The 13,136-nt window shown below is 61.6% G+C and carries 8 protein-coding genes; 1 reads left to right on the top strand and 7 read right to left on the bottom strand.

Annotation, left to right across the window (positions count from 1 at the left end):
- Nucleotides 1-211: 211 nt before the first annotated feature.
- Together EKO19_RS33400 and EKO19_RS33395 are read right to left on the bottom strand one after the other, a co-directional pair.
- The gene (locus EKO19_RS33400) at nt 212-1,273 is read right to left on the bottom strand and encodes a PDZ domain-containing protein (protein WP_129781769.1); all 1,062 of its coding nucleotides are present in this window, start codon (nt 1,271-1,273) and stop codon (nt 212-214) included.
- Between the two features lie 600 nt (nt 1,274-1,873).
- Nucleotides 1,874-3,832, bottom strand: coding sequence for a J domain-containing protein (locus EKO19_RS33395; RefSeq protein ID WP_129781768.1), 1,959 nt, complete (start codon nt 3,830-3,832; stop codon nt 1,874-1,876).
- 343 nt (nt 3,833-4,175) lie between these two features.
- Here EKO19_RS33395 and EKO19_RS33390 point away from each other — a divergent pair, with 343 nt between their 5' ends.
- Complete coding sequence (locus EKO19_RS33390; RefSeq protein WP_157995559.1) at nt 4,176-5,294, top strand: glycoside hydrolase family 3 protein; 1,119 nt, start codon at nt 4,176-4,178, stop codon at nt 5,292-5,294.
- Nucleotides 5,295-5,346: 52 nt separating this feature from the next.
- Here the strand turns inward: EKO19_RS33390 and EKO19_RS33385 are convergent, their stop codons facing one another.
- From EKO19_RS33385 to EKO19_RS33365, 5 genes are all read right to left on the bottom strand, one after another.
- Nucleotides 5,347-6,867, bottom strand: coding sequence for a hypothetical protein (locus tag EKO19_RS33385; RefSeq protein ID WP_129781766.1), 1,521 nt, complete (start codon nt 6,865-6,867; stop codon nt 5,347-5,349).
- Between the two features lie 458 nt (nt 6,868-7,325).
- Complete coding sequence (locus tag EKO19_RS33380) at nt 7,326-8,720, bottom strand: papain-like cysteine protease family protein (protein ID WP_157995558.1); 1,395 nt, start codon at nt 8,718-8,720, stop codon at nt 7,326-7,328.
- Nucleotides 8,721-8,940: 220 nt separating this feature from the next.
- Nucleotides 8,941-9,555, bottom strand: a complete 615-nt coding sequence (locus EKO19_RS33375; protein WP_129781764.1) for a fibronectin type III domain-containing protein — start codon at nt 9,553-9,555, stop codon at nt 8,941-8,943.
- A gap of 173 nt (nt 9,556-9,728) precedes the next feature.
- Complete coding sequence (locus EKO19_RS33370) at nt 9,729-10,331, bottom strand: hypothetical protein (RefSeq protein ID WP_129781763.1); 603 nt, start codon at nt 10,329-10,331, stop codon at nt 9,729-9,731.
- An 83-nt stretch (nt 10,332-10,414) separates the two neighbouring features.
- Complete coding sequence (locus tag EKO19_RS33365) at nt 10,415-12,979, bottom strand: LuxR C-terminal-related transcriptional regulator (protein WP_175597281.1); 2,565 nt, start codon at nt 12,977-12,979, stop codon at nt 10,415-10,417.
- Nucleotides 12,980-13,136 lie beyond the last annotated feature (157 nt).

The following is a 13,136-nucleotide window of genomic DNA, read 5'->3' as shown; positions in this document are numbered from 1 at the left end:
GCTTCCCGTCCGGACGCTATCCTCGGAATGAAAATTTCTCGGCGATGTACTTTGCGGAATTCTCTATGTACGGAAACACCGTGCTGTCGCGGCACTGAATGTGCTACGAAATGAGACAGGTCGCACACTGTGCAGCCTTGTCGCTATCACCGATGAGAGATGCCGAGATTCCTACTGCCAATGCCTTTGACCGAAGCTTGGCCGGCTTCGGCTAGATGCTGATCACCGCCTGCTCGTCCCAGGTGGCGATCACCGTCTCCGGAGCACTCGGCGGAAAAGGCGCGAGCATGGGATCCGACAAAGGCGCAACTACTACGCCGCCTGGACCCTTGATCAGCGGTCTTTGGAGGCCTTGATCGAGCATGATCGGAGAGGGCAGGGGCACCCCGTCGCTCGGCACCGTGATGTTGAATGACATCTTCTTTTTTTGTCGCAATATATTGAGCGTCAGCTTCTCGCCCGCCTGATAGGACCCTAGAATACGGAACGCGTGGCTCGGGCTTGAGGGGATCCGCCCGTTAATGTCGATAATTACATCGCCGTCCTCCAGCATCAGGCGGCCGTCGGCGGGAGCGCGCACCACGAGCAGGCCCTTCTCGGTACCGAAGTACTGGCCGAGTTCGGGCATCAACGACACCAATTGAGCGGAGCCAAAGGCACCGACGATACGCGTCGTGGCGAATCCAGGCAGCGCTATTCCTGCGGCACTGCCGGAGCTGTCGCGCATGGCAAACACGCGATCCGGAGGAGCTTGCACCGTCACGGTTGCGGTCGCAATCTTGTCAGCGCGACGGTAGCGTAGCTGCACTTTCTCGCCTGGCTTAACCTGTTCCATCTCCTTCATGAGCAGGTCACGCGCGGCCGTGTCTTCGTCGCGCTTGAGTTGCTTGTCACCGATCGCTAGCAACACATCACCTGCTTTCAGACCCGCGCTTTCAGCTGATCCACCCGGACTGACACTGACAATCGCGACGCCTTCGGGCGCCTCATCGCTCCGCGGGCCGAGATTGACCCCCAATATGGCTCGAGGGCGCCCCAAAGCGCGGGTCTCCAGAACCTGGGGCATCGTGTAGTCGGACATCGACATGCTCAACTCCGCGACTTCCTCCGCGGCGATGTCCAGTCTGCGACGAGCGTCTTCAATCCTCTGCTCCATCTCGGACTGCGTTTCCGCAGGTTTCCTTTCAATTTCGGCCGCAGTCGCTGTGACCACGACAGTTGCAGCAGCAGATAGTAGCGCGAGGTGCACTGTCATCGTCGATCCTGTCTTCATCTCTTCTCCAAGTGATTAACAACAAAGCCCGCCGGCCTCGCCGGCCGCGACTTCGAAAAACTCAGAATGCGAAGCCCGTCCCGCAGCACCACCGGCGCTGCGGGATTCGTCGTCGCTGCCCACGTACACTGTCCGGTTACAACAGGCTCCGGCGCTACGGCGACCGCAGGTACATTGAGCACTCGCTCACCGCGATGCTTCTCACCCAGCCGCCAGATATCCCTTGTCCGGTATAGGCGCGCAGAACCTCGACGAAGGTCCCCCTCGTCGGCGGTCGCCATGCGCATCAGACGGCGGATCGGCGTGTAGATGGGCCGGTCGACAGGCCAAATAAATGGCCTGATGGGCCCGCGGATCCCCGCCTGGGTAGCCCGGGCCACCTCAGCGGCGACCTCGATACGCTGAAAGTGCGACATAGCCACTTGATGCAGGTTGCAGCAAAATGGTCGCAAACGAAGTCGGCGTCTAGCAGAAGGGAACAGTCTTGCGTTGCACAGGCGGTCGCCGTGTGTATCGCACCGCTTCGTTCTCCGACTACCGGTCGAGTTGCCCAGTCTCGATCCAGTGGTCGCACGTCGAGCGCGGAAATCTTCAATAGCGCTAGATCTCAAGCCTTTCCGCGGCGAGGTTGATGCGCTTCGTTATCTCCACTCGCCGCTCCATATCCTTGACATTGTTCTTGTCGGGAGCCTTGTCAGGGTGGTGCTTGAGAAGGAGGCGACGCTTCGACATGACCATCTCCCGCAGGCTTGCGCCGGGTGCGACTTCGAGCACGGCATAGTCCTCCATCTCCTCGGCATAGTGCTCCTTCTCTTTAGCCTCAGCCTTCTCTTCGGCCTTCTCTTCGGCCTTCTCTTCAGCCTTCTCTTTAGCATGGTCCTTTGCTTGCTCCGGTTTGCTCGTCGAGCCAGCCGGCCCGAGTCCGAATTTCAGGTCATGCAGCAGGCGGTCCAGGTCTTCGAGAATCCTCGGGATACCGCGAAGCCTGGTGTCGTCGCTGGCGAGCAAAGCCTGAGCCCGCTGGTAGTTTTCGATGGCTTGCTCGAGGGCCCAATGATGGTTCGGATACGTCTTCTGTGCATGGACGTCCAGTTCGGCGGCGAGCAGGAAGGCATCACCAGCTTCTTCGCTGTAACCCCAGTCCTGGAGCACACGGGCATACTTCATGACGGCGCGTGCCGGACCCGCTTCACCTCTCTGCCACGCCCGCTTGTAGGAGGCGACCGATTCCCTGGCATTGCGAACCTCCTGGGGAGTTAGCTTGCGGACCGACCGCAAGGTGGCGGCGCATTCCTTGCGGACGCCCGCTGCAAGCTTCTCCAGTTTTCTGGCGGCTGCAATGCGCCCCTCGGCTCGATTCTTCTCTGCCGCCTTTTCGAGATGGTTTGCGGCATCGGAATAGAGTCGTTCGCCGTCCTCGTTGTTGCCGACCGTCAAGCACAGATGCCCGCATTCGGCCAGATAACCGGCGGCTTCCGTAACGTGTCCCATCGCCAGCGCCGATTCCGCCTTGCCCTGGAGCAGTCCGCGCAATTTCTCGACGAATGGCATCAGTGCCGTACTGTTATGAGTAACGTTGGCATGGTCGCTGATCACATAGAAGCCGCTTCTATAAGCGTTGATGGCCTCGTCGATGTCGCCTTGCTGCTGCCACATGTTTCCATACTGAAGGAAGGCGCCGGCCATTCCTTTCGCCCATGCAGTGTATGTGAGCGTGTCCGCGGTGAGCCCCGGGATGATCAGTGCTTCGTACATACCTTGCTCGAATGCCTCGAACTTGGAGATCAATACACTGGCTTTGGGCGGCGCCTCTTCGAAATGACGTAGGGCCGTCACGAAACTATCGCATGCCGCACGGATAGCTGCTGCCGAGGGTACGCGGTGAACAGACCAACTCTGTACCTGAGACACGGCTTGGTAATACGCGTTGGCTGAGCTGTCCGCAGCGGAAAGCGCGATTGCGCGAGACGCAGCCTTCGCGACGACGGGCTTGGGTGGAGGTGCGCCGTGGGCGGGAGCGGCCGCAAGGGCAAGAGCTTTGGTCGGCTCGGCTTGCGCGGCGACGGGCGATGGGCCGGGCTTGGGTGGAGGTGCGCCTTGGGCGGGAGCAGCCGCACCTGCAGGAGCTTCGGTCGGTTCGTCTTGCGCGGCGACGGGTGGCCGAAGAGGGTCGGCCGCATGTTCACCTCCGCCGTGAGGTTGGGGCGCATCTGTCTGGCGGCGAGGCTGAAGATCGGCCGTCTGGATGTTCAGGCGGCCCATCAATGCCATGACCTTGCCGGTCGCTCTCTGGTTGGACCAGGGGGAGTATCTCGAGACGTACGGGATGCCCACGCTGAGCAATCGGCCACGGAACCGGGCGTTGTCGTCGCGATGCAGACGCTCCAGGATTTCTCTGAAATGAGCGTCGGTCAGCTGATCTTCTGAAGGGAGCTGGTGGGCTTCGATCGTTTGCTTGATCAAGGAAACCAGCTTGCCCTTCAGCTCGTCATCGGGATGCAATTGCTCCAGTCTTTGACGGTAGACCTGCAGATTGTATGGAGTACTGACGCTGGGCATATCCTGACCATGGTGGATGCTGCGTTATTAGGTGGCGGTAGGGGCGATCGCAGTTCCATGAATCGCGCGCCGAATCGTGAAATGGTGCTCGTGTCATTCGCTTTCTCGTCTCTCGGTGTGTAGGGCCGATGCGATGGAACCAACCAGGCGGATGGCGTTACCCATCGTGTCGCGAGCGTTCAGGAGACTGCATCGAGGATTGACGATGAGCCGTTCAGGTATCCGTGTGAGCTTTCTTCGCCGCCTTCATGGTCACAGGTTCCGCGCATAGCGAACAGCATGAGGCGGATCGATCCGGCAGAGGTGTCTTGACCAAGATCAATCGCGACCAGTGGTGGCGCAAGTGAGGAGGCGCCTCCGGCGCACGTTCATTGCTGCGTTCGTGCTCGCGATCACCGGATGTCATCCGCAGGAAGATCCGAGCCCCACCCTGGAAGACCAGGCGGCTCAGCTGCTGATACTGGGCTTTCGAGGCAAGACCATCGACGATGCGCAGGTCATCACGGAGAGCCTCGGGCGGCACAAACTCGGGGGCGTCATTCTGTTCGATCGCGATGTCGAACTCGGTACCGATCGCAATATCGAGTCGCCTGCCCAGGTGCGCAGCTTGATTGCCGGACTGCAGCGGCAGGCTGGATCGCCGCGCCTGCTCGTCGCAATCGATCAGGAGGGTGGCTTCGTCGATCGCCTGAAGTCACGCTACGGATTCCCGCAAACCCACAGCGCAAAGTATTTCGGCGACCTCGGCGATCCAGCCGCGACGTACGCGGAGGCGGATGTAACAACAGCAACGCTTGCGGATCTCGGCATCAATCTGAACTTTGCGCCGGTCGTCGATCTCGACGTGAACCCAAGCAGCCCGGCGATCGGTGCTCGGGAGCGAAGCTACTCTGCGGACCCCGCCGTGGTCATCGAGCACGCAACGCAGGTGATCGAAGCGCACCGCGAGCACGGTGTCGCAACGGCACTGAAGCACTTTCCCGGGCACGGCAGCGCGACTGCGGACTCTCATGTCGGGTTTGTCGACGTATCGAGCACCTGGTCTGACGTCGAGCTCGAACCGTTCGTGGCCCTTGCCGGTCCGGACCCGCTTCAACTCGTGATGACGGCACATCTCTACAACAGCCGTTTCGATCCGAACTATCCGGCGACGCTGTCGGCAGCGACGATCGGCGTGTTACGAGAGCACATCGGCTTTCGCGGAGTGGTCGTGTCCGACGACATGCAGATGGGAGCGATCACGCAGTACTATGGGCTGGAGCGGGCGTTGGAATTGTCGATCAACGCGGGCGTGGACCTGTTCATCTTTGCGAACAATCTCGTGTATGAGCCCGATGTGGCCGACCGCGCGGTCGTAGCGATCGTGCAAATGGTCGAAGACGGCCGCATTCCTCGTCAGAAGCTGCGAGCGGCCTACGATCGCGTCTGCGGGCTCAAGGTTGCGCTGAAGCTCGCCTGCTGAATGCGATCCCGGCCAAGGTCAATCCCAATTCGTGGGATCGTCGATCGACCGCTCACGCATGCGCTCCATACAGCTTGTTCAACGCCTGTTGCATCGACTCGGACAGGCCGTCGGTGCTCGCTTCCAATGGGCCGAGTTGCTGCTCGGCCCATTGGAGCAATGACGACAGCGATGCGTCCATCGACTGCAGTTGTTTCGCCAGCTGGATGTCCTGCCTGGCGTGTGCCTGCTGAGCGGCCGCTTTCAGGGCGCCGATGAGCGGTCGTAAGCCCGCCAGGGCGCTCCTGGCGCCCTGGGGGTCGCTCTTCGCAAAGTGGTCGACCCAGTCGACGACAAGCTCTCTGAGTTTCGTGTAACCATCCAGCTGGTGCCCGCGGGGTGAGAAGGCACCGACCGTGTCGATCAGGGCGCGCTCGCTTTGCGAGTAGTGCTGGATCGCCTTCAGCAATTCCTCCGGCTCGTCTGCAGACAGACAGGAGTCCAGTTGAAATAGCGACCCCTTGCAGGCAGTGGTGCATTCCGCGATGGCTGGAGCGCGAACACCTCTGAGTATCTGCTGCCCGGTGCTTGCCTGGCCGAGTGTGGTGAACGCGTTCAGGACCTTGACGGTGTCGGCAGCAGTCAACTCGGCAAGATCGAGTTTTCCGGAGGCGACGGCCTGCTCGAACGACGTCACGATCGATTGGTTGCAGGTCGAAAAGTCGAACGGAATTTTCGCATCCGACCCGAACATTTGAATGTGCTGATGGATGTCCTCGACCGTACCGACGATGCTATGGAACTGCGCCAGCAGCTGCTTCGAACCGATCGCCGCGTTGGCGCTGCATTGCTTGTGAAAATCCTCCGCGCTGCTTTTCAGCGTGCTCATCATCCGTGCCGAGTGCCCTCGTATTTCTCTTGCGAGGGCCTGAGTGAGCGGGCTTTTCGCTTGTGTGGCGGCGCCGTGCAACAGGTGGAGCTGCTCACGACTCAGATGGGTGAGCAGGGAATGGCTCAGGTCCTGGGGTTGTTTCTCCAGGTGCCGCAGGATCAATTCGAGCGGCTTGCGATGAACCGCGAGAGCGTCCGGCGAGGCGGCGTGCGCGAACGCACGTCCCAGATGTTCCTTGACGCTCTGCGCGTCGCCACCCGACTGCATCACATTCAAAGCCGCGGCGATCTCGTTGGTCACATTCGACTGCGAACGATTGCGAAGCTCGCGCTTGACATCATCGGCGAGTGCGTCGAACGCCTGTCTCGCCGGCGAGTCTGCCTCGAAGGAATTCCGAATGTCGAGGATCTCCTTGCTCTTCATCGCCGTCAGGATCTGGTTCAACTGGGCCGAGTCGGCCCCGCCGCACATCTGTTTCGAGGCACTTCGGAGCGTGCTTGGCAATTGCTCGCCGGCCTGCTCGACCTCGAGCAACGCCCGCGTGATGCTCACACTCGTGGATTGCCGAGATCCCAAAGTGTTGCCCAGGTGCAGGAGTGTCTGCGGGAAGGTGCTCTTCGGCGGTTGCGGCTCGGCCTGCCGGGTGGCACGCGGCCGGGGCGCCGGAAACACGCAACAGAGGAGCTTCCGCGCAAAGTTCATGATCCTGCTGACGAGGCTGGCCCTCGAGGCCGGGTTGGTGCCGATCTCTACTCGTCCGGCGAGTTTGCTGGGCGCTGGAGCGGGCGCTTCGGACCGATCGATTCGATCGATCGCCGCCGAATACGCGTGAGTTGCGATTGGATCAGCCTTCATTCCAGGCATGGTGTTTCCAGGGCTGCCGTTGACGCGGCGTTTAGCGAGGATTCATCGATCGCACGCTCGGGGGATGCCCCCGCCCGTCGTCTCATCGTGTAGCTGATCGGCATTCGCAGGGGGAGGGGACTGCGCCGACGTAAGAGGAGCCCGCGCACGAACGGGTGGAAAGTGCGCGCCTCGTTACAGCTGCCTCGACGATCTGACACCCGTCATCTACGTTTACGACGGGCGGGATGCATATGAAGCGATCGAGATCACAGCATGAGTAACCGAACGACGTTGTGAAGTTCCGCCCGTGTTACTCAACTCTTTTTCTTGGGCTTATCCGGCTGCACTGTCTGCCATTCCCTGGTGTACGCCTTCTCCCAGGTACCGACGATCGCGCGAGCTGCGAAGCGCTGCACTCTTCCGGGCATGGGTTGATGCACGAAAGGTACTGTGGGTGCTCCCGCCCGATACGTCGCCGCGAGTGGAGACGGGGTTTCCTGCCAGTTCAAATAGCGATTCAGGTCGGCTAGCGAGGCTTGCCGGCTGCCCATCAAGGGACAATGGATCGTCACCGTGTCGCCTTCGATGCCGGTAACAAGCACGGCGTGGTCGGCACTGGATGCCACAAGCGGGCCGTGCTGTGCCAGCCATTGACGCAGCTCGTTCCTGGAGATTTGCCGGAACGTGGTGGGCAGCAGATCGATAGTCCCGATCCCCTGCTCGCTGAGCTGTTGCCTCATCTGCGGTTTGTCCGTCCCGCGCCACACCGGTCTGTCGTTTGTGCCGTACGGATCAAAGGGAAGATCGTGATGCCGCAGGATTGCCTGCACGCAGGCATCGCCACAGGCGTTGGGACGGTACTGGCGAATATCGCCGACATCGTACGCAATGGGCTCGTCGCTATTGGCGCGTGCCACACTTTCCGGATTCGGGCGCAGTGCGCTCAGCCAGCTCTGCAGATGGGCCTGATCCAGCGGCGTCAGCAGCTTGGCGCGGTCATTCCCTCCCGCCGAGGATCCGGGGGCATGTTCGAGCACGCCGTTCAACCAAAGCAACTGCTCCAATGCGCTGGCCAGAGGCGGCTTGCCCCTGAGCTGCATTTCCCGAAGCGCTTCGAAGGTATTCCGAACCAGCTGAGTGAGATCCGAGAATCGCTCCCGCACGAGATCGCTCCCGCCAGGATCGCTTCCCCCGGCATCCCGCACCATGCGGGCGACGTCTTCAATGCGGTGCAGCTCGCCGCTGATGGAGAAGCGCTGCTCGATATCGCTCGCTCTGCCGAACTGCCGGAGCAGGAATTTCACGTCGACCTGGTTGTCCCAGGCAGGGGACCGAGGCGGCGAGGGAAGGGCCGACAGCCGGGCCAGAGTTTCGTCGCTGAGCTCCAGCCTCGATCGCTTCACGTGCTTGATGACCGCGGTCGGCCAAAGTGCGCGGTCGGGCTGTACCTGCGCCAAAAACCTTTCGATGCGTGCCAGCGCTCTGTCGATCTGGGGCGAGGGTTCGTCAGCCGCAGTTTGATGCGCGAGCAGTGCGTAGAAACGCTCCACCTCGAACTGGAGATTCTCTTCAGGGGTGAAGTGCTCTGCCATCGCGTCATCCAGCTGCGCGCTTTGCGCCGGCGTGAGCTCGCGTCGCGCTCTGTCGAGCTGGATTTTCGTGTCGGTAACGGTCTGGGCTTGCTTGCTCGTCGCAATGACCTTCATCATGCGGCGGCAATCATCGACGGGCGAATTGCCCGGCGCTGGCGCCTTGTCGCGATGACGATTGAAACGAGCGTGTGCCGTTCCGGAATCGACGCGATACGAGCGCGCGTCGGGACCGCTGGCCGCAGGCGGAGCGTCGGTTGTCTCGCTCGGGCCGGCCTTTGCATCGGCACGCTTGGGCGATGAACGAAACAAGGTGAAGATGGATGGTGACGGCATGCTGTCAGCGCACCGTTACCGAGACCATGTTGGACAAAGCGCTTTCCGAGCCGTTCTGGTTCATCGCTGTAACTCCAAAGTAATAAGTGGTGCCGGAAATCAGTCCATCGACGAAATAGCTCAGCATCCCCGGCGTGGAAATCGCGATGCTGCTCGTGAGCGCATCGGATTGCGTTCCATAGTGAATGAGGAAGCCGCTGAGATCGGTCAAAGCCGATCCGTCGGTGTTCTCGGTGGGCGCGACCCAGGTCAACATGACACCCGATGTCGATTGCGGCGGCTCGCCCGGCTCAGTCCCCGGGTCGTCCACCGGAGGGGTGGCCGGTGGATCCGCAGGCTCGTCGGCGGGTGGCTCATCCGGTTGTTCGGATGGCGCCGGGTCTTCGACGACAGGTGGCGTGTCCGAGACGGTATCGCCGCTGGACTGTGCGGGTCCCGATGCCGGGGGCAGCGTCGATGAGTCGCCTTGCGCCGCTGCCGGATTGGAAGAGGGCATATCGGATTGGCTGCCCTTGCAGCCGGCGAGGGTCAGTGCGACGAGCATCACGCCCATCACCGCGGCCCAGGTGCCATGTGCCGATCTTCGCTTTAGAAACAATGATGCGTTTGCCGGTCTCATGCTGTCGACTGCCGTCGCGAATTTCGACGGTCGTAGTAACAGCGAGGGATCAAAAGGTTTCGTGACGGCGGTGCAGGGCGCGCGCGCGTTCAAACAAAAGCAGATGCGCCTCGGCGAGGCAGCCGAGGCGCATACAGTTCAATGCGCAGATCGTTAGAAAAGTCGATGACGCGTCAGTAGCAAAGGATCCGGATCTTCTTTTCGGCTCGTGCGAAATCCGCGTCGGAGTTCGCATTCAGCACTTCACGTTTCGCCTGTGCGCAGGCATCGGCGTCCTGCTCATGGCTTGCGGCGATGGCGGGATCGGCAAGATGGGGGCCGGCCTGGCACATCTCGCCCGCCACGTGCCGCACGTTCGATGTATTGCCTTGCTCGATAGCGACGCAGTCGCCGACTCGAATGTCGGCCGGTTCCTGGATGACCTTGATGGTGGACCCATCATTCTCATGAATGGTGTATGCGTTCAGACGGCGAGAGCCTTCTGCGGCGCGCGTGAGCAGTGCCCCTAGCGCCGATCCTCCAGCAGCACCGACAATCTTGTCGCCGGTGTGCTTGCCGTGCTGTGTGGCCAGTCCCACGATGCCGCCAAGTACGGCTCCACCCGCCGCTGCACTGGCTGCCTGGGCCTCTTCGACCAGCGTGACTTTGCCGTAGAGGATATTGATCGTCTGATAGGTGTCCGCCCTGGAAATCGTCTGCTGTGCCTCGGCGGTTGATGCCGCGCCGGCCATCGCGGCGATCGCCGTCAACAGCCAGGCGCTGGCGCGCACACTCATTCGTTTCATACGCTCGACTCCGTACTGCGTGAGTAATCCTCACCGCGTGAGTAACGGGTCGGGGAAGCCGGTTCCCTTGCGGGCTATTCCGCGAGCATGCCTTTCTCTCGTGCGACCTCGACGGCCAGCATACGACAGCCGACACCCAGCTTTTCGTAGAGGCTGCGCAAGTGAAACTTCACTGTGTTCTCGGTGAGATCGAGCTTGCGTGCAATCACCTTGTTGGAGTGTCCGACCGAAAGCTGATTGAGTACGTCCTGTTCCCGCGGGCTCAACAGCGTGCCGGCCGGTTTCGATTCCGTCGTCTCGCTGGTCTGCTGCTGCCCCAGGATCGAGGCGACGAACGAGACCACTTCCGTGGACAGCTGGTTGATGCCGGTCGTGCGCACCGCGCTTCGCAGCAGGTCGAGCATCGGTGCGCCCTCGTCGATGAAGGCACGAGATGCGCGCTCCGGCGCAGCGATGTACAGCGCGTGTCGGAGCGCGGCAGTGGCCTGCTCGGTCTGTCCCAGCGCCCGATGAGCAAGCGCCTCCAGCAGGCGACAGCGCAATAAGAAATGCTGTGCGTCGGCAGCTTCGCACCTGGCGGCGAGGTCGGCGCACAGTTTCAGTGAGCGATGGAGATCGCCGTCGGCCCGAAGCGCGCGCGCCAGGGCAAGGCCGGCCTGGATCTGGTCGAGCCAGGACAGCCAGTCCGGCGCCTGCATCGTATCGCCGTTCATTTGCACGCCGGCGCTGGAGAGTTGAGCCAGAGCCTCCCGGGTCTCGCCAGCCAGCAGCAACAGCTCGGCGTGCTGGATGCGCATGGCATGTACGAGTCGCGGTGAGTGACGTCGAGCGCCGAACTCTGCGGCGCGTGTCACAACCTGCAATGCCGGCTCCAGTCCGTGACGTTCGTATTCCGCTCGACTGGCGATTGTGTACGCGGCGATGTGAGCCTCCACCAGGCATTCGATCTGGTTGAGGCGGGGCAGCGAACGCTGCAGCAATTGCTCGCTGGTGGAGTCGTTCTGTTCGAGATAGACAGCCGAGCCCAGGATGTCCGCCAGCAGCGCGGGCTGCGATTCGTGCTTCTGCAATGCCGCCGCGATGGATGCGGCTCGCTCCAGGTATTCACGTGCGGCGCGCACGCGGCCGCGATGCAGGTTCAGCGCGCAAAGGCGCTGATAGACAAAGAACGCGGCAAATGGAACGTCGGCTTGCCTCGACCAGAATTCGGCCTCGAGCACGCTATCGATCGCGCCCAGCAGATCGCCGCGGCGAAGACGTGCGTTCGAGAGTGCAAGGCCGATCAGTACCTTCGTGCATGGATCGAAGCCGAGCGTCGCGTCCAGTTGCCGCCGCGATTCTTCTTCGTCGCAGTCGTTTTCTTTTCGGTCTTCGATGAACGCGAGGAAATATTGCACGACCAGAAGTCGATCCAGGGCTCCCGGCGGTAAGGCGGAGCCGTCCATGTTGCTCGTTCGTAGCGACTGAAGAATGCTCCTGGCCTCTCGCAGGCGGCCGCTCTTTACCAACAAGAACGAGCGTGCTACGGCGGCGCGCGGAAATTCCGGTAACAGCTGCTGTGGCAAATGCTGAAATACGCGTTCGAGCGCCGATGCCCCATTGCGCATCATCAAGCACACGCCGTCCATGGCGTTGATGCTCTCGAATACCTTGCGTGGATCGCGCGCCAAGGTCGAATGATGAACCGCCGCGTCGACGTCACTCTGCTCGAGATACCACTTCTGCGCGCGCAGATGCAGGTGCCGGCGCCGGGACTCGCCGAGTTTTGTTACTTCGTGGGAAAGGCAGGCTTCCACGAAAGGATGCAGGCGGGCCGGCACGCCGTCGCGGGCCAGCAATGGCACGCCGCAGTCACGGGCCTTCTGCAGCAAGACGTGCGAATCGTCGGCCTCCCGTACCACGTCGAGCAGCGCTGCATCGGCGCGCTGCAGAGCTGCGGCAATGATCAAGAGATCGAGAACGTCGTTCGGTACGGGCTTCAATACCTGCTCGAGGACAAAGCGAATCGCAAGCTCGGGCGGCGTTTCGGTCAGCGCGCGGAGATTGGTGTCGGGCAGGTGCTGGTGACTGAGCCGCAATATATGCAGCGCCGCGGGCCAGCCCCGCACGGTATGTTCCAGGCACGCAAGCCCTTCGTCATTCGGATCGCACTCCGAAAAATACGTCGCGACTTCCTGCTGCGTGAAGCGCAGCATTGCACCATCGAAGCGTTGCGCGTGACCTCTCAACAGCAGCTTGCATATGGGCCAACGGACCGGGACCCGGCTGGTCACGGCGACGTGTAAATCCGCCGGGATGTTCCGCATCAATATTCCGAAAGCTTCGTCGAGCTCCGGCGTGCTGTCGGCGGGAAAGTCATCGATCAGCACCAGCGTGGGAATATCGATGCCGCTCCACGAGAGGTTCTCGATGCGAACACCGGCCGGGGCCAGGGCGTCGTTGAGGTGGTGGAACAGCACCTCCGGCGTGCGCACCGATTCCTCGACCTTGATATGGATGGCCAGCAGGTCGCGTCGCGTGGCGGTTCGGTACCATTGCCAGAGCGCAGCAGTCTTCCCATGGCCCGCCGGCGCTTCGATCACCGTGACCGCATGCTGAAGCACGCTATCGAGCAGGTCGTCGATCTGAGGTCGAGGCAAGAGGTCGAATGCAAATGGCGAGTTTTCGCGTGCCGCGTGCGGCAATGTCGGCGCTACGGCAGCGCCCGAAATCTGGTCCGAAATCCTCATCCGTATCGCGCTCACGTGAGTGCTCCCTTCAAGGCTTGAGTGATTGCTGCGATGGAAAACCCGAAGC

The organism is Peristeroidobacter soli (assembly GCF_004138485.1).
Classification (GTDB): Bacteria; Pseudomonadota; Gammaproteobacteria; order Steroidobacterales; family Steroidobacteraceae; genus Steroidobacter; species Steroidobacter soli.
Note: the sequence above shows the minus strand (reverse complement) of the source record. Positions and strands in the feature narration are given on the sequence as shown.

Excerpts from the sequence above, each read along its gene's own strand:
- EKO19_RS33400 (WP_129781769.1), bottom strand. The coding sequence starts at position 1,273 with ATGAAGACAGGATCGACGATGACAGTGCACCTCGCGCTACTATCTGCT.
- EKO19_RS33395 (WP_129781768.1), bottom strand. The coding sequence starts at position 3,832 with ATGCCCAGCGTCAGTACTCCATACAATCTGCAGGTCTACCGTCAAAGA.
- EKO19_RS33385 (WP_129781766.1), bottom strand. The coding sequence starts at position 6,867 with ATGAACTTTGCGCGGAAGCTCCTCTGTTGCGTGTTTCCGGCGCCCCGG.
- EKO19_RS33380 (WP_157995558.1), bottom strand. The coding sequence starts at position 8,720 with ATGATGAAGGTCATTGCGACGAGCAAGCAAGCCCAGACCGTTACCGAC.
- EKO19_RS33375 (WP_129781764.1), bottom strand. The coding sequence starts at position 9,555 with ATGAGACCGGCAAACGCATCATTGTTTCTAAAGCGAAGATCGGCACAT.
- EKO19_RS33370 (WP_129781763.1), bottom strand. The coding sequence starts at position 10,331 with ATGAGTGTGCGCGCCAGCGCCTGGCTGTTGACGGCGATCGCCGCGATG.